The organism is Streptomyces sp. NBC_00223 (assembly GCF_036199905.1).
In the GTDB taxonomy this organism is placed as follows: domain Bacteria; phylum Actinomycetota; class Actinomycetes; order Streptomycetales; family Streptomycetaceae; genus Actinacidiphila.
Genome location: NZ_CP108109.1, coordinates 3,608,557 through 3,627,804 on the forward strand (window position 1 = coordinate 3,608,557; position 19,248 = coordinate 3,627,804).

The following is a 19,248-nucleotide window of genomic DNA, read 5'->3' on the forward strand; positions in this document are numbered from 1 at the left end:
CACCCCCACCCTTCCGCTAATGTGGTGCTCACGCCGAGGGCAGGGCCGAAAAGGCCAGGTCAGCGGAGGTCACGCGGGTGTAGCTCAGTAGTAGAGCGCCCCCCTTCCAGGGGGGAGGCGCAGTGTGCAATTCCTGTCGCCCGCTCTGATCGCTCCGCCCGGTTCGGGAGATTTCCCGGATCGGGTAGAGTGGTCGAAGCACATGCGGACGTGGCTCAGTTGGTAGAGCATCACCTTGCCAAGGTGAGGGTCGCGAGTTCGAATCTCGTCGTCCGCTCCAGTAAGATGAAGGCCCCGGTCAACACGACCGGGGCCTTCGTCGTTCCCACGGCGGGTAAAGGCCGGCGCCGACGAGCGGGGCAGCGGGCCTCGCAAAGCTGTTTCGGGGCCGCCGGGGGGATCGGGTACAGTATCCGCACGACCTGCGGACGTGGCTCAGTTGGTAGAGCATCACCTTGCCAAGGTGAGGGTCGCGAGTTCGAATCTCGTCGTCCGCTCCAGCAGGACGAAGGCCCCGGTCAACACGACCGGGGCCTTCGTCGTTCCCGCGAAGAGTATGGGACGGCGCTACGACCAGGGCGTGCCCGTCAGCCGCTCGTACGCCTCGATGTAACGGCCCCTGGACTGCTCGACGATCTGCTCGGGCAGCGCGGGCGGCGGCTGCTCGCTGTGGCGGTCCCAGCCCGAGACGTCCGAGGTGAGCCAGTCGCGGATGAACTGCTTGTCGTACGACGGCTGCGCATGGCCGGGCTCCCAGACGTCGGCGGGCCAGAAGCGCGAGGAGTCCGGGGTCAGCACCTCGTCCGCGATGACCAGGGTGTCCTGCCCGTCCCGCTCCTCATAGCCGAACTCGAACTTGGTGTCGGCCAGGATGATCCCGCGCTCCCTGGCGACGTCCCGGCCCCGGCCGTAGACGGCGAGGGTGGCCTGCCGCAGGTGGGCGGCGGTCTCGGCGCCGACCTGGCGGGCCACCTCCTCGTACGGCACGTTCTCGTCGTGCTCGCCGACCTCGGCCTTGGTGGCGGGGGTGAAGATCGGCGCGGGCAGCTCGGAGCCGTCCGTCAGGCCCTCGGGGAGCGCCAGACCGCAGACCGTACGGTCCCGCTCGTACTCGATCAGCCCGGAGCCGGTCAGATAGCCGCGGGCGACGCACTCCACCGGGACCATCCGCAGCGGGCGGCACACCATGGTGCGGCCGGCCCAGTCGGCGGGGGCGCCCTCGGGCACGTCGGTGGAGAGCACATGATTCGGCACGAGGTCCGCGAACTGGTCGAACCACCACAGGGAGAGCTGGGTGAGCACGCGGCCCTTGTCCGGGATCTCGGTGGGCAGCACCCAGTCGAAGGCGGAGATGCGGTCGCTGGCCACCATCACCAGCTCACCTGCCGCGTTCTGGTACAGATCGCGCACCTTCCCGGTGTGCAGGTGCACAAGGCCCGGCACCTGGACGGGCTCGGGCTTGTCGACGAATCCGGACATGGGTGTCCTCCCCACTCGGCGGTTCAGCTCCCGATTCTCGCGCACCCGGCCCGGCGGGGCGCGTGCGGGCCCGCCGGTGGGCGGGGGTCGGTCGTGCGCGGGGGTCGGGCGTGGGTCCGGGCCGGTCGCGCCGCGAGGTCAGTCCCGTTTGCAGATGCGATCGAGCAGGTTGGCGGTGGCGCGCTGGATACGGGAGTCGACATGGCCGGGCCGGTCCAGGGCCGGGGACCAGGCGAAGGTGCCCGAGGCGAAGACATACGCGCCGCTGGGCGCCCGGTAGAGCGACGTCTCCTGGTGACATCGCCGGCCGTCGGTGGACTCGTACGGGGAGTGGGCCAGCAGAATGCGCTCGGTGGACTCGGGCAGCGGGACGCGCGGGAAGTAGTGGTCGGCCTCCCCCGCGACCAGGTCGGCGATCTCGTCCCCCTCGGCGGCCCCGGTGGCCTCCCACAGCCAGTGCTGCGCGTTGCGCACGACCAGCGGGGACGGCTGCGGGACCCGGCCCGCGTACTGCACGCCGAGCAGCAGTTGCTCGGGCTCGCCCTGGTCGCGCCAGAGCGCCGAACGGCTCTTCGGCTCGCCGTGGCGCTTGCGGCAGCTCAGCAGGCGGTCGGGGTCGCCGGTCGGCGAAGTGGTGAGGTCCACCTGCCAGTACATGGTGTTCGAGGAGAGGAAGACCAGCGAGGTGCCGGCCTCGCGGGCGGCCTCGGCGGCCCGGCGCATCGGGCGGGACCAGTACTCGTCGTGGCCGGGGAAGACCAGGCCCCGGTAACGGGTGGGGTCGACCCGGCCCGCGTGCAGATCGCGGGCGTCGGCGTACGAGAGGTCGTAGCCGTAGCGCTCGGCGAACCGGACGAAGTCGTAGGCGTGCCCGATGTGCAGCGGCAGGCCCGCGCCCGCGTAGGGGCGGTCGAAGGAGACGGTCGTGGCGGCCTCCTCCTCGCCCAGCAGCCGCCCGTGGTCGTCCCAGGCGTGGTAGAGGCTGGCGCCGGAACGGCCGTCCTCCGGATAGAGGTTGTACGCCTGCCAGGTGATGTCCGGCAGGAGCAGCAGCAGATCGGCGGTGGCCTCCAGATCCCGCACGGTGAACGGCACATGGCTGCGGTAGCCGTCGGCCGTGGTGAGGACGGCGACATAGGCGCCGGACTTCCAGTACGGCGGGATCTGGAGCCGCCAGGACTGCCACCAGTGGTGGCAGGAGACCGTACGCCCCGCGGCGAGCGGGGCCGGCTGCGCGATGCCGGAGAGCCGGGGGCTGGCGCTGACCTGGGTGGCGCCGTCGCCGCCGTAGTGGCCGATCCGGTAGATGTCGACGGTGAACTCCTGCGGCGGGTCCACGGTGATCCGGAAGTCGATCGCCTCACCCGGCGAGACCGCGCCCTTGGCCGCGAAGCCCTTGATCTGCCGTCGTACGTCGTCGGCGGTACGGGGGCCCGGCAGGTGCGGCTTGCGGGGGGCCTTGCCGGTGCTCGCGGCGAGGTCGACGTACCAGGGGATGACCTGGCCCTCATGCTCCAGATACTGCGGCTCTCCGCGCAGCCAGGGCAGCGGGCCCTGTCCGAACGGGTCGGACACGCCGTGTGCGAGCGCCCCCGACTCCCAGCGCCGTACTTCGCCCATGCTCATCCCGCGCCCCTCCCGCCGACAACCCGGTGCAACCATGCGGCTTCTCCCACCAGCAGATCACAGAAAGCACCTCTGTGGTCACGGTTCGTGGCCTTCTCACAGCGGATTCCCCCGAAGGCGGTCTTTTCGTCCACAACCGCACCCAGGACGGGTATCCTCTGCATTTTTCGAGCCCGTCCGGCTTTTTTCCCGTCTTTGCGTCCGCCCGGCGTACGCCCCTCCGGTCGGTCCGGGCTGAGCCGGGCCACGGCCCGGCCGCGCCCGGATCAGTCCGTCGGGTGTGGAAGGGCACTGCGCCCGGTCACGCCCGCGTACGCCCCTCCCGCCGGAACAGGGCACCAAACCGGCCCGCCCGGCGCCTGAGGGCCGCTTACGGCAGCCGCAGCCGCTTCTCCGCTCGCGCGCCCACCGCCGAGAGCCATGTGCGCAGAGCGGCGGAGTCCCCGTTCTCGACGAGCATCCGCACCGGCCGCGCCAAGTCCGTTCTGCGCGCCCCGGCGACGTACAGCGTGGGCCCGTCGAGCCAGTCGAGCCCCGCCGTGCCGCCCGCCGTGTCGACCACCGCGCAGCAGATGGCCGCCGTGACGTGGTCGGCCAGCAGCTCCCGTCCGGTGCGCGGCGGCTGGAGCCGGCACACCGGCGCCTCTCCGACCGGCCCGGTCGACCCGGGCACGGCGGCGGGCCGCGTCGCCTCCTCCTGGGCGGCGAGTGCCCCGAGCCGCGCGGCCAACTCCTCCGCGCCTCCGGCGACGAGCCGTTCGATCACCCGGTCGAGCGTCGCGCCCCCGGCGGCCGGCCGGCCGTCCAGCAGCAGCGCGCGGCGCCCGGACACCGGGGTGGGGGCGGGGGCGGCCGCGACGGGCGGCTGGACCTCGTCGAGCACCCGTATCAGCCGGGCCGCCTCACGCCGCCATATGCGGTCGACGACCTCCTCCGGGTAGCGCCCCCAGCTGACCGGCTGCCAGCCGGGCGCCGTCCGGCCCGGGCCGCCGTGGAAGATCCGGGCGGCGAGCAGGGAGACGGCCTCGTCCACCGTGCCCGGCTCCTCCAGCAGGTCGCAGGCGGGCCGCTCGGTGAGCCGCGTCTCGAAGCCGTCCGCGAGCTTGTCGCGGCGGGACAGCTCGGTCAGCGCGGCGACCACCCCCGCGTCGAGCCGGGACGGCCACCGCCCGGTGCGCCAGGCGGGCAGCGCGACCCGGGTGAGCAGCCGGTCCCATCCCGCGTAGGCAAGACCCACCTGTTCCTGGGCGACGATCCGCAGCCCGTAGTCCACCGCCTGGGCCCGCTCGGAGGCGGAGGCGGCGACCCCGCGCTCCATCTCGGCCGCGTGCACCCGGCAGCCGCGCAGCAGCAGCCGGGTGACCCAGCCGAGGAAGCCGTAGACCGGCCGCAGCACGGCCCGGCCGGCACCGCGCCCGCCCTGTTCCGCGACGCCGGCCGCCGCGTCGAGCCCGCGCAGGAAACGCCGGGCCGCGAATATCTCCGGGTCGGCGGCCGGTCCTGTGCCCGCGACGACCGGGGCGAGCAGGGCCCGCAGCTCGCCGACCCGCATCCACCACAGGAAGGGCGAGCCGATCACGAGCACGGGCGCGGGCCTGCGCTCCGGCCTGCCCTTCCGCGCCGCCGGCCTGCGGTCCTCAAGCCAGCTGTCGCAGTCAGGGGTGAGCTCTATCGCCGAAGGGGTCGGCACCTGGAGCCGGTCCGCGAGGTCGCGGACCATGAGGTAGAGGTCGGGTGCGGCGGACTGGGTCACCGGCACGGTGGGGCTCACGGCGGGCCTGGCCCGTACGATCACGGCCGCGACGGCGGCGGCGACCATCAGTACGACCAGCGCGCCCCCGGTCACGCCCCAGCGCACGCCGTTCCACGCCGGGCCCATCCGCCCGAAGGCGCCGCCCGCGTGCAGCACCACCGCGGCGGCGGCCGGCAGCAGCACGGCGGCGAGGGCGGCACCGCGGACCCGGAGCACCGCCAGCGCACGGGTCCGCGCGAACGCCTCACCTGCTTCTCCGGCCATCGGCGGTTCACCCCCTGCGCTGGTGGGGCCGCCCCGGTGACGGCCTCTCCCCACTGTCGCACCGCCCACTGACATCGCAATGCCGGAGGGCTGATTGCCGCAATGTCCCGCGGTGCGCCTTCCGGGCACCATAGTTGGGCGTCAGGGGGGAGTCAGCCGTATGGCCGAGCCATCACTCCTTGGAGTGGCATTCCGCCGGAGAACCCTCGCCGCTGCGCTTGGCCGCGCAAACGGCGGGAAAGTGCGTCCGTCCGAGCGACGCGCGCCCCCACGCGGGGGGCGGAACATTCCCGCCGCCGTCGGCCGGCGGCGGCCGGCGGCCGCACGGACGACCCAGCCGGGGGCGGAGCCCGGACCCCCTCCGGAGACCGGGAACGTGCAGGTGGCGGACGCACCGGCACCCGGCCGAGATCGGGGCCGAAGCACCCGTCTGGGCCCCGGGCCCACGCGGGGGGCGAGCATGTCCCGTCGACAGCTGGCAGCCGCGCCCACGACGCGGCCGGAAGCGGAGCCCAGGGGACCAACCGTCCGCCGCCGACGGCCGACGGCCGCACCGACGACCCAGCCGGGGGCGGAGCCCGGACCCCCTCCGGAGACCGGGAACGTGCAGGTGGCGGACGCACCGGCATCCGGCCGAGATCGGGGCCGAAGCACCCGTCTGGGCCCCGGGCCCACGCGGGAGCGAGCATGTCCCGCCGACAGCCGACGGCCCCACCGACGACCCGGCCGGGGCGGGCACGGACCCCCCTCCGGAGGCCGGGAACGTGCAGGTGGTGGTCGGCCAGGCCACGTGCCGGCCCTGTCGGAGACACGCCGAGGGCAAGGGGCCGTCCATGGGGGAGGTCATCGGCGTGTCTTGCCGACGGCCGAGGCGCCGAGCCGCGTCAACCGGCCTCAGCCCGGGGGCCGACCGGGCTGGGGCCGTCCGTGCGGCCTCGCCCGGGGCCCGGGGCCCGGCCCGGGAGCCTGCCCGAGGTCAGCGGCCGACCCCAGCCGCAGACCGCCGAGGTCAACAGGACGACCACGCCGGAGGCGTCCCAGCACCCGCAGGGGCAGTCGGCGTGCGGTCCGGCGGGGAGACGGCATCGACCGGGTCGGAGGGCGACGGTCAGAGCGTCGGGGTGGCGGCCTTCGCCGCGATGTCCTTGCGGTGGTGGCTGCCGTCGAGGCCGACGCGGTCGACCGCGCGGTAGGCGCGCTCGCGGGCCGTGGACAGGTCGGCGCCCGTGGCCGTCACGGACAGCACGCGGCCGCCCGCCGAAACGATCCGCCCGCCGTCCTCCGTAAGGGTGCCCGCGTGCAGCACGTAGGCGTGCTCGTCCTTCTCGGCCACCTCGTCGAGGCCGCTGATCGGGTCGCCGGTGCGCGGGGTGTCCGGGTAGTTGTACGACGCGATGACGACCGTCACCGCCGCGCCCTCGGTCCACCGCAGCACGGGGAACTCGGCGAGCTGCCCGGTCGCCGCGGCCCGCAGCAGCCCGGCCAGCGGCGTCCTGAGCCGGGCCAGCACCACCTGCGTCTCGGGGTCGCCGAAGCGCGCGTTGAACTCGATGACCCGCACCCCGCGCGAGGTGATCGCCAGCCCCGCGTAGAGCAGCCCGGCGAACGGCGTGCCGCGGCGCCGCAGTTCGTCCACGGTCGGCTGGAGCACGGTCCGCGCGACCTCGTCGACCAGCTTCGGGTCGGCCCACGGCAGCGGCGAATACGCGCCCATACCACCGGTGTTGGGCCCCTCGTCGCCGTCCAGCGCGCGCTTGAAGTCCTGCGCGGGCTGGAGCGGTACGACCGTCTCGCCGTCGGTCACCGCGAAGAGCGAGACCTCCGGGCCGTCGAGGTACTCCTCGATCACCACACGGTCGCAGGCCACCGCGTGCGCCCGCGCGGCCGCCAGGTCGTCCGTGACGACGACGCCCTTGCCCGCCGCGAGCCCGTCGTCCTTGACGACGTACGGCGCCCCGAAGGCGTCGAGCGCGCGGTCGATCTCCTCGGGCGTGGTGCACACGTACGAGCGCGCGGTCGGCACCCCGGCGGCGGCCATCACGTCCTTGGCGAACGCCTTGGAACCCTCCAGCGCGGCGGCCTCTCGCGAGGGGCCGAAGCAGTCGATGCCCCTGTCCCGTACCGCGTCGGCGACCCCGGCGACCAGCGGCGCCTCGGGGCCGACGATCACGAAGTCCGCGCCGATCGTCGCGGCGAGGTCCGCCACGGCGGCGCCGTCGAGGGCGTCGACCGGGTGGAGTTCGGCGACCTCGGCGATACCGGCGTTGCCGGGTGCGCAGTGCAGCGCGGTCACGTCGGGGTCGAGGGACAGGGAACGGCACAGGGCGTGTTCGCGGGCGCCGCCGCCGATGACAAGGACCTTCACGCGCACCAGGGTAGTGGGCGCGGGGTGAGGGGCCGAACCTCACTCTTTCGGGGGACCGAAAGCGGCGGTCTATACCTGATCACATGGCACTCGAGGGCGTGAATCCTGGGATCCCCACCCCACCCTCAGCCGTTCGGCGGTAAGAAGAGAACTTCACACCGGCCCGGCTGCCGTCATCCGGTAGCCGTCATGAGCCATGCGAGGGAGTGTGCAGTGAGCCAGCCGGACATGTTTCCCGAGGAGGCCCCTCGGGAGGAGCCCCCACGGCGGGCGCTGCACGACCGGCACGACCTGCGGGCGCTGCCCTTCCCGCTGGGCGACTGGGGTGAGCCCGCCGAGCGCCTTGAGGAGCTGTACCGCTGGGCGGAGGAGGGCGCGCTGCGCACCGCGGACTGGTATCTGCGCGACCGGGTGGGCAAGCGGCGCGCGGCGCGCGGGCTGCGCGCGGGGGCGGCCGTCTCGGCGTCGGCGGCCGCGGGGCTGCCGCTGGTCCAGCTGGCGGGGGGCGTGGACTCCCTGGCCCGCTGGGGGTACGTGGCGCTGCTCTGCGCGGGCGTGTGCGTGGCCGTCGACCGGGTGCTCGGGCTGACCTCAGGCTGGATGCGGGACGTGGCCACCGCGCAGGCGGTGCAGCGGCGTCTTGAGGTGCTGCGCTTCGACTGGGCGTCGGAGAGCGTACGGGAAGTCCTCGGGCCCACCGAGGGCACGGCCGCGGAGGCCGCCGAGCGCTGTCTGGCGATCCTGCGCCGCTTCTGCGACGACGTCGCGGACCTGGTCCGGATGGAGACGTCGGACTGGATGGTCGACTTCGGCGCGAGCGCGGCGGGGGCGTCGCTGCGTACGCAGTCCGCCGCGTGGTGGCCCACCCGCGTCGCCGAGCCCCCGGCGGGCCCCCGTCTCGCGCACCCGAGCACCCGCCCGAACATGCCCAGGCAGCGCCCGCCGGAGGGGCCGAGGTAGCGGCGCCCGCCGGCGGGGTGGGCGCTGACGCGTACCGCGGCGCCGGTCAGCTGAAGACGATCATCGAGCCCTGACCCAGGGAGCGGGTCGCGGCCGCGTGCAGACCGAGCCAGACGTGGTGTTCGCGGGCGAAGGGGCCGCTGCCCTGGACGGCCGCGGGCTCTTCGAGGGTGGTGTGGTGGTCGGGCGGCACGGGCGCGGGCGGCGGGTTGGCCGGGTCGATGCCGATCACCGGTGCGACCAGCGTCAGTTCGCGCAGCAGCCCGTGGCTGGAGCCCAACGGGCCGCCGCCTTCGAGGAGTTCGTCGTTGACGACCGGCTGCGGGAAGTCCAGCGGGACATACGCGCCCGCGTGGTCGTAGTGCCAGACGAGGTGGGAGCGCTGGGCGGTCGCCTCGAACATCTCCAGCAGCTGCTCGTAGTCCCCGCCGAGCGCGTCGACGGGTGTGACCTCAAGGCCCTGGAGGCTCAGCAGGTAGGCGCGGCGCAGGAAGTGCAGCGCGTCGTAGTCGAAGCAGGCGACGGGCGCCACATCCCCGGACAGGCCGGGCATGTAGTTGTAGACGGGGATCGACGGCTGTCCCGCGTCGTTCAACGCCTTGTCGTAACGGGCGAGTTCCTCGGAGAACGGGTTTTCCGGGCTGTGGCAGAGCACGTCCACAAGAGGGACAAGCCACAAGTCGCAGGCCACGAACACTCCATCCGGTCGGGGGCGTACAGCGTAATTCGCCCGCGCGGGTCACGTCAGGAGCGCGCGAGGGCGAGCTTCTCGATCAACACCCGGGTGTGCACGTGGTAATCCGTGGTGAGCTGCCGAGCGGTGGCGGTGTCGCGCGCGGCGACCGCGTCGACCAGGGCCACATGCTCCGACCAGCACACGCCCGCGAGGTCGGCGAGCGCCCGCAGATGGGGGACGGCGTAGATCCAGGTCTGTATGCGCACCCGGTCGAGGAACTCGCAGATGTGCGGATTGCCGCCGATCGCCGCCAACTCCCGCCAGAAGCGCAGGTCGCAGCCGATGAACACATCCAGGACGCCGACCCGCGCGGCGCGGGAGGCGGCCTCGGCGCGGCGCCGTACGGAGGCGATGGCGTCGTCGGGTATCTCGCCGATGCCGTGGTCGGCCATCCACCGGAAGGCGGCCTCTGCCACGAAGGTCCGGGCCTCGGTGAGCGAGCGGAAGTCGGCGGCGGTGAACAGGCGCACCTGGAAGCCGCGGTGCTGCTCGACTTCGAGCAGTCCCTGCGCGGCCAGGTCGACCAGCGCTTCGCGGACGGGGGTCGCGGAGACACCGTAGGTCTCAGCGATCTCCTTGACGGTGAAGTGGCGGCCCGCCTGGAGCCGGCCGGTGAGGATCTCGTCGCGCAGGGCGTCGGCGATCTGCTGGCGCAGACTGCTGCGCCGCACCGGTGATCCGCCGCCCTCCCGCATACCGCCTCCTTGTCCTACGTTGTCGTGCCGTGAATGTGCTGGTCGTAGGTGTACTGGTCGTACGTGTGGTTGTCGCTGGTGGGGGCCGCCGGGCGCCGCGACGTCCGCCGCGGCGCGGGCATGCCGTACCCGCCGTACACAGACCTACGGTCGTACAGGCATATGACCCTCGCACACGATAGGCGAGGGTCATACGGATATGCGCGAGGGTGTTCGCAGGTTCGTCGTTTCGCCGCCATGGCGGACCGACCCTGACCGGCCGGCGTTCGGACCCCTATTCTTCGGCCTAAGGGTCTGCGGGGGCCCGGCGAGCCGGAGAAGGGGGCGTGGGTGCCGTGGACGATCTGCGACCTGATGACCCGCGGTGGATCGGCGCGTACCGCCTGCTGGGACGCCTGGGGGCTGGCGGAATGGGCCGGGTCTATCTGGCGCGCTCCGACCGCGGCCGTACGGTCGCCGTGAAGCTGGTCCGCGCGGAACTCGCCGCCCAGGAGGAGTTCCGCATCCGGTTCCGGCGCGAGGTGCAGGCCGCCCGGCGGGTCGGCGGGCAGTGGACGGCGCCGGTGCTCGACGCGGACACCGAGGCCGAGATCCCCTGGGTCGCGACGGGTTATGTCGCGGGCCCCTCGTTGCAGCGGGTCGTCGCCAAGGAGTACGGACCGCTGCCGGAGAGCACGGTTCGCGTCCTGGCGTCGGGGCTCACCCACGCGCTGGCCGACATCCACGCGGCGGGTCTGGTCCACCGCGACCTCAAGCCGTCCAATGTGATGATCACCATCGACGGTCCCCGGGTCATCGACTTCGGGATTGCCCGCGCCCTGGAGACGGTCGCCGACGGTTCGCTCACCTTCACCGGTGCGATGGTCGGATCACCGGCTTTCATGTCACCCGAGCAGGTGAGGGGCGACCGCGTCACCCCGGCCTGCGACATCTTCTGTCTGGGCTCGGTGCTCGCCTACGCGGCCACCGGGCTGCAACCCTTCGGCGCGGCCACCAGCGGGGTGCACGCGCAGATGTTCCGCATCACGCAGGAGTCACCGGACCTGGACGCCGTACCGGACGGGCTGCGCGAGCTGGTGGCCGCCTGCCTGGCGAAGGAGCCCGAGGCACGGCCGTCGCTCGCGCGGGTACGGGCGCTGCTGGGCGAGGTCGGCGGTACGGGGGCCGGCGGGGCCGGCGGCGAGTTGTGGCTGCCGGGCGCGATAGTGGCACAGCTCGGGCGGCAGGCGGTACGGCTGCTGGAACTCGAGGCGGAGGCGCCCACCGCGCCGCGTCCTGCCGACCCCGGGCCCGATCCCAGCCCTGATCCCGGTCCCGGTCCCGCTCCTGGGCCGCCGCCGAGCGAGGTCGTGCCCAGGGCGCTGCCGCCGTCCGCGTACTCCCCCGCCTATGTGTCGTCGTCCTCACCGCGGCTCGGTCCCGGGCCGGGGCCTGGTCCTGGGCCGAGCCCGTACGCACCGCCCGGCCCGGGTCCGAATCCCTACGCGCTGCCGCCCGCGGCACCCCCGCAGCCGCCCGTCCGGCGCGGCGGGCGCGGGGTGCTGATCGCCGCCATCGTGCTGGTCGCGGTGGTCGCGGGCGGGACGACGGTGTTCGTGGCCCTGCGCAAGGGTGGGGACACGGACGCGGGGCCGACCCCGACGGCGCCCACGCGTCCGACCGGCCGGCCGACGGACGCCGCGACGGACGACCCCAAGCCGACCGGCGACCCCGAGCCGACCGCCACCGCCACCGGTGACATGGACCTCAACAACGCCGATGTGCCGCGCGCCATGATCGGCACCTGGCGGACGGTGTTCACCACCGACCAGGGCGCCAACACGCGGACCCTGATGATCCACGGGGACGGTTCGGTGGAGTTGAAGGGCGACAGCCCGACGTACACCTGCTCCTGGGGGATGCAGGTCACCTCGGCCGGGCCGCCGGTCGCGCTCAGCCCCTCGGAGGTCACCAGCGGCGAGCCGGCCGGCTCGTGCTCGCCCGGCGACGCCACCACCCTGACCCTGGTCGACCCCGCCCATCTGCGGCGCGACAACATCGACCCGGGCAAGTCCCCGTTGACGTACGAGAAGGTCGGCTGATCCGGCTCACGGGTCGGCCGACAGGGCCGACGGGTAAGCCCCGCCCTCCAGGGAGAGCGGGGCTTACCTCAGCGCCTTTGTGCTCAGCGGGAGCTTCCCTCAGATGAACGAGTTGATCTCGATCGTCTCGGTCCGTCCGGGTCCGACACCGATCGCCGAGATCGGCGCCCCCGACATCTCCTCCAGCGCCTTGACGTAGCTCTGCGCGTTCTTCGGCAGGTCGGCGAAGGTCTTCGCCTTGGTGATGTCCTCCGACCAGCCGGGCAGGTACTCGTAGACCGGCTTGGCGTGGTGGAAGTCCGTCTGGCTGTACGGCAGTTCGTCGACGCGGCGGCCGTCGATCTCATAGGCGACACAGACCGGGATCTGCTCCCAGCCGGTGAGGATGTCCAGCTTGGTGAGGAAGAAGTCGGTCAGGCCGTTCACCCGGGTGGCGTAACGGGCGATCACCGCGTCGAACCAGCCGCAGCGCCGGTTGCGCCCGGTGGTGACCCCGAACTCGTGGCCGATCGTACGGAGCTTCTCCCCGTCCTCGTCGAAGAGTTCGGTGGGGAACGGTCCGGAGCCCACACGCGTTGTGTACGCCTTGAGGATGCCGATCACCCGGGTGATCTTGGTGGGGCCGACACCGCTGCCGGTGCAGGCGCCGCCGGACGTCGGGTTGGACGAGGTGACGAAGGGGTAAGTGCCGTGGTCGACGTCGAGGAGCGTGCCCTGCCCGCCCTCCATGAGCACGACCTTGCCCTCGTCCAGGGCGTTGTTGAGGATCAGCGTGGTGTCCGCCACATAACCCTTGAGCCGGTCCGCGTAACCGAGGTATTCCTCGACGACCTGCTCGGTGGTGATGGCCCGCCGGTTGAAGATCTTGACCAGGATCTGGTTCTTGTCCTGGAGCGCCGCCTCGACCTTCTGCTGGAGGATCGATTCGTCGAAGAGGTCCTGGACCCGGATGCCGACCCGGTTGATCTTGTCGGCGTAGGCCGGGCCGATGCCGCGCCCGGTGGTACCGATCTTCCGGTTGCCCAGGAAGCGTTCGGACACCTTGTCGAGGGTCTGGTGGTAAGGCGTGATCAGATGGGCGTTGCCGCTGATCAGCAGCTTGGATGTGTCGACGCCGCGCTCGTCGAGTCCGCTCAGCTCGGAGAGCAGGACCGCCGGGTCGACGACGACACCGTTTCCGATGACCGGGACACATCCCGGTGACAGGATTCCGGAGGGGAGGAGATGCAGTGCGTACTTCTGGTCGCCGACGACCACCGTGTGGCCGGCGTTGTTGCCACCCTGGTAACGCACCACATAGTCCACGGAGCCACCGAGCAGGTCGGTGGCCTTCCCCTTGCCCTCGTCACCCCACTGAGCACCGAGCAGCACAAGTGCGGGCACAGGCGTACACCCCTTCCGGGCGGGGCATGTCCAACGTGCAGAGAGCCGTCGAACCTGCCCCGGAATAGACGAAGCCCCTGACGCAAAGGCGCAAGGGGCTCTTGCACCGAGATTTTACCTGAGGAAGGACCAAGGTGTCGGCCGAGCCTTCTGGGCATCCTCCCGCAGACTCCGTCCGGGGGTATCCCCTGCTCGTGGTCATCGACCCCGTGGCTCGCGCCACCGACGGCGAATCCGTACGGATCGCCAGGGATGTGCTGTGCGCGGGCGCGGTTTCCGTGAAGATCGCCCTCCCGGAATCCGCGGAGGAGGCGGAGCGGGCACTGGCCCACCGGGGCCGGCGGCACCCCGTGGTCCTCGGCGACGACGCGGCGCTGCTGCGTACGGTCCGGGCCCTGCACCGGGACCGTACGCTGCACGACTCGCCCGTCTCCCTGGTGCCGATCGGGCCGCGTTCCTCCCTCGCCCACGCGCTCGGGGTGCCGGACCAGGTGCCCGCGGCCGCGCGGGCCGTGCTGGACGGCTTCGAACGCGAACTGGACCTGCTGGTCGACGAGAGCGGCGGCATCGTGCTGGGCGCGCTCAGCATCCCCTGCGGCGCGCCCTCCTCGCAGACCGCCGCGCACTGGTGGACGCCGGTCGAGAAGACCGCCCGCTCCCTGGTCCGCACCCTGACCTCGCCGATCCCGGTCAACGGCAACGCGCCGCCCCGCCTCCAGCGGCTGCGGGTGGAGGCCGACGGGGTGCTGCTCGCCGACCTGGACCAGCCGGTGCAGGAGGTGTCGGTACGGACGGCGCCGACCGGTTTCGCGGAGGTGTTCGTACGGCGCAGCCCGGGCGCGGACCAGGTACGGGCCCGGGCGCGGACGATCACGGTCTCGGGGCGCGACTTCCGCTACCGGGCCGACTCGGCGATCACCGGCCCGGTCCGTACGCGGACGTGGACGGTGGAGCCGTCGGCCTGGCGGCTGACGGTGCCGAGGTAGCCGGGGGCGGGGCCGAGGTAGCCGGGGCGGGGCCGCGACGTATCGGGTGCCCGGCCCACCGGCCGGCCGGCCTCACCAGGTGACCAGCAGCTCCTCCACCCCGCGGATCACGTACCCCGGCCGCCACTTCGGCTCCTCGACCAGCCGCAGGCCGGGCGCGTCGCGCAGGAACGTACGGAAGGACGAGGTCAGTTCGAGGCGGGCCAGCGGGGCGCCCAGGCAGAAGTGGATGCCGGCGCCGAAGGTGAGGTGGCGGTTGCCGTCGGCGGGCCGGGTGACGTCGAAGCGGTCGGGGTCCTCGAAGCGCGCCGGGTCGCGGTTGGCCGAGCCGAAGAGCAGGGCGATCTCGGAGCCGCGCGGGATGACCGTCCCGCCGATCTCGATGTCGTCGAGCACCCAGCGTTCGAACATCTGTAGCGGCGTGTCGTAGCGCAGCATCTCCTCGACGCCGTCCCGCAGCGCGTCCGGCGTGTCCGTGTCGTAGAGGCGCTGGAGCTGGTCGGGGTGGTGGAAGAGGGTGAGCCAGCCGACGGTCGTGGTGTTCACGGTCGCCTCGTGGCCGGCGTTGAGCAGCAGCACACAGGTGGAGATCATCTCCTGCTCGCTGAGCTTGTCGCCCTCGTCCTGGGCGGCGATCAGCGCGCTGATCAGGTCCTCGCCGGGGTCGGTACGGCGGGCCGCGATCAGCTCGCGCAGATAGGCGGAGAACTCCAGACTCGCGGTGACCGCCAGGCGCGCGGCCTCCTCGGTCGGATTCAGCTCGAACATCCCGGTGATCCCCTGCGACCAGGGCCGCAGCAGCGGCCGGTCGGCGGGCGGCACCCCGAGCATCTCGGCGATCACGGCGACCGGCAGCGGTTCCGCGACCCGGGCCAGCAGATCGCCGCCGCCGTCGGCGCGGAAGGCGGTGACGAGTTCGGCGGCGAGCCGTTCCACCGTCGGCGCCAGGCGCTCGACCATGCGCGGGGTGAACGCCTTCGACACCAGGCGGCGAATACGCGTGTGCGCGGGTGCCTCCAGGTCCAGCAGCCCGTTGCCGTTCAGCGTGGTGAACGGCTCGTGCTCCGGCGGCGGCGCCTGGCGGCCGAACTCCTCGTGCGTGAAGCGGTGCAGATACGTCCGGCCCAGCCGGCGGTCCCGCAACAGGGCGCTCACGTCGTCGTGGTGCGGGATCAGCCACTGGTCGGTCGGGGCGAAGTAGTGCGCCCGTCCGGCGGCGCGCAGCTCGTCGTAGGCGGGGTAGGGATCGGCGACGAAGGAGGGCGACCAGGGATCGAAGGCGGTGTTCGTCGCGCTCGTCGGGCCGGGGGTGTGCGATGCGTTCATGGCGTTCTCGGCGTTCATGGCAGTTCGATCAATCCGTGTTCACGCAGGTAGTCGAGCTGGGCGAGGACCGAGAGCTCGGCCGCGGGCCACAGCGTACGGTCCACGTCCGCGTAGACGTGGGCGACGACGTCGGGGGCGGTGCGCAGGCCGGACTCGACAGCGGTCTCGACCTGGGCGAGGCGGTGGGCGCGGTGGGCGAGATAGAACTCGACGGCGCTGCGGGCGTCGTCGAGCACCGGGCCGTGCCCCGGCAGGACGGTGTCCACGCCGCCCTCCACGGTCAGGGCCCGGAGCCGCCGCAGCGAGTCCAGATAGTCGCCGAGCCGGCCGTCGGGGTGCGCGACCATGGTGGTGCCGCGGCCCAGCACGGTGTCACCGGTCAGCACGGCGCGGTCGGCCGGCAGATGGAAGGACAGCGAGTCCGAGGTGTGCCCGGGGGTGCCCACCACCCGCAGCTCCAGACCGCCGGTGGTCACGGTGTCGCCCTCGGCCAGCCCCTCCGACCCGAGCCGCAGCGCCGGGTCCAGGGCCCGTACGGGCGTACGGGTCAGCTCGGCGAACCGGACCGCGCCCTCCGCGTGGTCCGGGTGGCCGTGGGTGAGCAGGGTCAGCGCGATCCGCTTGCCCGCGCGCTCGGCGGTGGCGACGACGTTCGTGAGATGGGCCTCGTCCAGCGGGCCCGGGTCGATGACCACCGCGAGCGGGGAGTCCGGCTCGGCCACGATCCAGGTGTTGGTGCCGTCGAGGGTCATCGGCGAGGGGTTCGGGGCGAGCACGCACAGGGCGCGGGCGGTGGCCTGCCCGCCGATCACGGCCTGCGGGCGGCCCGGCGGTGTCGCGGCGGTCATCGGGCCTCCTGGTGTCCCGGCCAGCTCAGGACGACCTGGCCCGCGTCGTCCAGCGCGGCCTTGGCCATCACCGGGGTCAGGTCGCGGCCCGCGGTCGCGGCCAGTGCGGCGGCGGCGGAGTCGTACGGCAGCAGGTCGCGCAGGGTGGTGATGGTCGGCGGCAGCATCGTCATCGTGCCGAGGGCGTACGCCTCGACGACTTCGGCGGGACGCATCCACACCGTGCGGTCGGCTTCGCCGGAGACGTCGCGGGTGCGCTGTCCCGTGGGGAGCACGGCGAGGAAGAACCAGGTGTCGTAGCGGCGCTCCTCGAACTCCGGAGTGATCCAGCGGGCCCACGGGCCGAGCAGGTCGGAGCGCAGGACGAGGGCGCGGCGGGCGAGGAAGTCGGCGAAGGCCAGCTTGTGGCCGGCGAGGGCGGCGCGGTCCGCCTCCCAGTCGTCGCCGGTGATGTCGGCGACGACGGTCGTGGCGTCGGGCCCGGCGAGCAGCACGCCCGACTCCTCGAACGTCTCGCGTACGGCCGCGCACACGACGGCCTGCGCCTGGGCGGGCGGTACGCCGAGTGCCGCGGACCACGCGTCGAGGGACGGGCCGGCCCACCGTACGGGCTGCTCGTCGCGGGGGTCCACGCCGCCGCCCGGATACGCGTAGGCGCCGGCCGCGAAGGGCATGGAGGCGGAGCGGCGCAGCAGATGTACGGCCGGGCCCGCGGCCGCGGGGGTGTCCCGCAGCAGCAGTACGGTGGCCGCTGCCCTTGGCGCGACGGGGCTGAGTTCGCCCCGGGCCAGCGCCTGGAGCCGTTCGGCCCAGGTCGCGAGGGGTCCCGATCCATTCGTCGAGGTCATGGCCGAAGGCTACGTGGCCGCGCCCGCCAATACGAGGGCCTCCCCGGCCTGGGCGAGGTACGGCGGCGCGCCGCCCCACGACCCGCCGCGGCGGCGGAAATCGGGGCTGCGCCCCGGGCGCACGACGGACGGCTACCGCCGTGGGCCCCCCGGGCCCCGCCCCTGCGGCCGGCTCGGCACCGCCGGACCCCGCCATCCCGCGTCCCGCCGTCGCGGCGGATTTGGGGCTACGCCCCCGGGGCGAATGACAGCGGGCTGCCCGCCCAACGTCCCCGCCGTCCCGACGGCTGCCGGGGACATTTGCCCCACGGGCAGTTCGGCACCGCCGCACCACAACATCCCGCGTCCCGCCGCCGCGGCGGGATGTTGGGGCTCCGCCCCAGCCGGATGACAGCGGGCGGCCCGCCCAACATCCCCGCCATCCCGACGGCTGCCGGGGCAACCCGCCCTGCGGGCAGCTCGGCACCGCCGAACCACAACGTCCAGCGTCCCACCGCTGCGGCGGGGTGTTGGGGCTCCGCCCCAGCCGGATGACAGCGGGCGGCCCGCCCAACATCCCCGCCATCCCGACGGCTGCCGGGGACATCCGCCCCACGGGCAGTTCGGCACCGCCGCACCACAACATCCCGCGTCCCACCGTCGCGGCGGGGTGTTGGGGCTCCGCCCCAGCCGGATGACAGCGGGCGGCCCGCCCAACATCCCCGCCATCCCGACGGCTGCCGGGGGCCCCGCCCTGCGGGCAGCTCGGCACCGCCGAACCACAACGTCCAGCGTCCCACCGCTGCGGCGGGGTGTTGGGGCTGCGCCCCAGCCGGATGACAGCGGGCGGCCCGCCCAACGTCCCCGCCGTCCCAGCGGCTGCCGGGGGCCCCGCCCTGCGGGCAGCTCGGCACCGCCGGGACACGCCGTCCCGCGTCCCGCCGTCGCGGCGGAAATCGGGGGTCCGGCCTAAGCCGAAGCACACGGCCCGCCCGGCGGGCAGCTCGGCACCGCCGGGACACGCCATCTCGCGTCCCACCGCCGCAGCGGGATGTTGGGGCTCCGCCCCAGCCGGATGACAGCGGGCCGCCCGCCCAACATCCCCGCCGTCCCAGCGGCTGCCGGGGCAACCCGCCCTGCGGGCGGCGGGGCGGGCGGGTTTGATTTCCTCGGCCGGCCCCGCAGGGGGTCTTACGGGGTCAGTTCGACCTGGAGTTCGACTTCTACCGGGGCGTCCAGGGGGAGGACGGCGACGCCGACGGCGCTGCGGGCGTGGACGCCCTTTTCGCCCAGCACCTCGCCGAGGAGTTCACTCGCGCCGTTGACGACGGCCGGCTGGCCCGTGAAGCCCGGGTCGGAGGCCACGAAGCCGACGACCTTGACGACCCGCGCGATCCGGTCCAGATCGCCGACGACGGACTTCACCGCGGCGAGCGCGTTGAGCGCGCAGATCCGCGCCAGCTCCTTCGCCCGCTCCGGGTCGACCTCCGCCCCGACCTTGCCCGTCTCGGCCAGCTTCCCGTCGACGATGGGCAGCTGCCCCGACGTGTACACGTACGCCCCGGACCGTACGGCCGGCTGGTACGCGGCCAGCGGCGGCACCACCTCGGGCAGCGTCAGCCCGAGTTCGGCCAGCCGCGACTCGACCGTACCGCTCATGCCTGCTTCTCCCGCTTGAGGTACGCCACCAGCTGCTCGGCGTTGCCCGGACCCGGGACGACCTGGACGAGCTCCCAGCCGTCCTCCCCCCAGGTGTCGAGGATCTGCTTGGTCGCGTGCACGAGCAGCGGCACCGTCACGTATTCCCACTTCTTCGCCATACGGCGACTTTAGTGCCTCGCCGACGCCCTCCACCCCGGTCCGGCCCCGCCGCCCGCGCACCCCAACCGGGCGGCCACCCGAGTGGCCGGGCCGCCTAG

Annotated in this window: 16 protein-coding genes and 3 tRNA genes; 6 read left to right on the forward strand and 13 right to left on the reverse strand. The window is 73.3% G+C overall.

What is annotated here, in order from left to right; translation table 11 throughout:
- The first annotated feature begins 73 nt into the window (after positions 1 to 73).
- From OHA30_RS15075 to OHA30_RS15085, 3 genes are all read left to right on the forward strand, one after another.
- Positions 74 to 145, forward strand: a tRNA-Gly gene (locus tag OHA30_RS15075).
- Positions 146 to 204: 59 nt separating this feature from the next.
- Positions 205 to 280 (forward strand) — tRNA-Gly (locus OHA30_RS15080).
- 144 nt (positions 281 to 424) lie between these two features.
- Positions 425 to 500, forward strand: a tRNA-Gly gene (locus OHA30_RS15085).
- Between the two features lie 67 nt (positions 501 to 567).
- On the opposite strand, the gene OHA30_RS15090 is transcribed toward OHA30_RS15085, so the two are convergent.
- The 4 genes from OHA30_RS15090 to purD all read right to left on the reverse strand — a co-directional run bounded on the left by OHA30_RS15090 (position 568) and on the right by purD (position 7,487).
- Positions 568 to 1,479, reverse strand: coding sequence for a phosphoribosylaminoimidazolesuccinocarboxamide synthase (locus OHA30_RS15090; RefSeq protein WP_328914353.1), 912 nt, complete (start codon positions 1,477 to 1,479; stop codon positions 568 to 570).
- Positions 1,480 to 1,617: 138 nt separating this feature from the next.
- Positions 1,618 to 3,105: a N,N-dimethylformamidase beta subunit family domain-containing protein gene (locus tag OHA30_RS15095; RefSeq protein WP_328914354.1), complete on the reverse strand. Its 1,488-nt coding sequence runs from the start codon at positions 3,103 to 3,105 to the stop codon at positions 1,618 to 1,620.
- A 370-nt stretch (positions 3,106 to 3,475) separates the two neighbouring features.
- Positions 3,476 to 5,122 carry a hypothetical protein gene (locus OHA30_RS15100; protein ID WP_328914355.1) on the reverse strand — a complete coding sequence of 549 codons (1,647 nt, stop codon included), beginning with the start codon at positions 5,120 to 5,122 and terminating at the stop codon, positions 3,476 to 3,478.
- A 1,108-nt stretch (positions 5,123 to 6,230) separates the two neighbouring features.
- Positions 6,231 to 7,487, reverse strand: coding sequence for a phosphoribosylamine--glycine ligase (gene purD / locus OHA30_RS15105; protein ID WP_328914356.1), 1,257 nt, complete (start codon positions 7,485 to 7,487; stop codon positions 6,231 to 6,233).
- Between the two features lie 213 nt (positions 7,488 to 7,700).
- On the opposite strand from purD, the gene OHA30_RS15110 reads away from it, so the two are divergent.
- Entirely contained in the window at positions 7,701 to 8,447 is a 747-nt protein-coding gene (locus OHA30_RS15110; protein ID WP_328914357.1) for an SLATT domain-containing protein, read from the forward strand.
- Positions 8,448 to 8,493: 46 nt separating this feature from the next.
- Here the strand turns inward: OHA30_RS15110 and OHA30_RS15115 are convergent, their stop codons facing one another.
- Genes OHA30_RS15115 through OHA30_RS15125 form a run of 3 tightly spaced genes read right to left on the reverse strand, consistent with a single transcriptional unit; the run spans position 8,494 to position 10,018 of the window.
- Complete coding sequence (locus OHA30_RS15115; RefSeq protein WP_328914358.1) at positions 8,494 to 9,138, reverse strand: hypothetical protein; 645 nt, start codon at positions 9,136 to 9,138, stop codon at positions 8,494 to 8,496.
- A 53-nt stretch (positions 9,139 to 9,191) separates the two neighbouring features.
- Positions 9,192 to 9,878, reverse strand: coding sequence for a GntR family transcriptional regulator (locus OHA30_RS15120; protein ID WP_328914359.1), 687 nt, complete (start codon positions 9,876 to 9,878; stop codon positions 9,192 to 9,194).
- Positions 9,879 to 9,892: 14 nt separating this feature from the next.
- The gene (locus OHA30_RS15125; protein WP_328914360.1) at positions 9,893 to 10,018 is read right to left on the reverse strand and encodes a hypothetical protein; all 126 of its coding nucleotides are present in this window, start codon (positions 10,016 to 10,018) and stop codon (positions 9,893 to 9,895) included.
- Positions 10,019 to 10,213: 195 nt separating this feature from the next.
- On the opposite strand from OHA30_RS15125, the gene OHA30_RS15130 reads away from it, so the two are divergent.
- Positions 10,214 to 11,959 (forward strand): serine/threonine-protein kinase, encoded by a 1,746-nt coding sequence (locus OHA30_RS15130; protein ID WP_405786100.1) that lies wholly within the window; start codon positions 10,214 to 10,216, stop codon positions 11,957 to 11,959.
- A 99-nt stretch (positions 11,960 to 12,058) separates the two neighbouring features.
- Here the strand turns inward: OHA30_RS15130 and OHA30_RS15135 are convergent, their stop codons facing one another.
- On the reverse strand, positions 12,059 to 13,342 hold the full coding sequence (locus OHA30_RS15135) for an adenylosuccinate synthase (protein ID WP_328914362.1): 1,284 nt from the start codon (positions 13,340 to 13,342) through the stop codon (positions 12,059 to 12,061).
- Between the two features lie 194 nt (positions 13,343 to 13,536).
- Here OHA30_RS15135 and OHA30_RS15140 point away from each other — a divergent pair, with 194 nt between their 5' ends.
- On the forward strand, positions 13,537 to 14,328 hold the full coding sequence (locus OHA30_RS15140) for a diacylglycerol kinase (RefSeq protein ID WP_328914363.1): 792 nt from the start codon (positions 13,537 to 13,539) through the stop codon (positions 14,326 to 14,328).
- Between the two features lie 72 nt (positions 14,329 to 14,400).
- Here OHA30_RS15140 and OHA30_RS15145 read toward each other — a convergent pair whose 3' ends face one another.
- The 5 genes from OHA30_RS15145 to OHA30_RS15165 all read right to left on the reverse strand — a co-directional run bounded on the left by OHA30_RS15145 (position 14,401) and on the right by OHA30_RS15165 (position 19,149).
- Entirely contained in the window at positions 14,401 to 15,654 is a 1,254-nt protein-coding gene (locus tag OHA30_RS15145; RefSeq protein WP_328917868.1) for a cytochrome P450, read from the reverse strand.
- Positions 15,655 to 15,668: 14 nt separating this feature from the next.
- Positions 15,669 to 16,502, reverse strand: a complete 834-nt coding sequence (locus OHA30_RS15150) for an MBL fold metallo-hydrolase (protein ID WP_328914364.1) — start codon at positions 16,500 to 16,502, stop codon at positions 15,669 to 15,671.
- Positions 16,499 to 17,350 (reverse strand): NUDIX hydrolase, encoded by an 852-nt coding sequence (locus OHA30_RS15155; protein ID WP_328914365.1) that lies wholly within the window; start codon positions 17,348 to 17,350, stop codon positions 16,499 to 16,501. The genes OHA30_RS15150 and OHA30_RS15155 overlap by 4 nt, the downstream gene beginning before the upstream one ends.
- A 1,170-nt stretch (positions 17,351 to 18,520) precedes the next feature.
- On the reverse strand, positions 18,521 to 18,988 hold the full coding sequence (locus tag OHA30_RS15160) for a RidA family protein (RefSeq protein ID WP_328914366.1): 468 nt from the start codon (positions 18,986 to 18,988) through the stop codon (positions 18,521 to 18,523).
- Positions 18,985 to 19,149, reverse strand: a complete 165-nt coding sequence (locus OHA30_RS15165) for a DUF4177 domain-containing protein (protein ID WP_328914367.1) — start codon at positions 19,147 to 19,149, stop codon at positions 18,985 to 18,987. Before OHA30_RS15165 ends, OHA30_RS15160 begins: the two co-directional genes overlap by 4 nt.
- Positions 19,150 to 19,248: the final 99 nt, after the last annotated feature.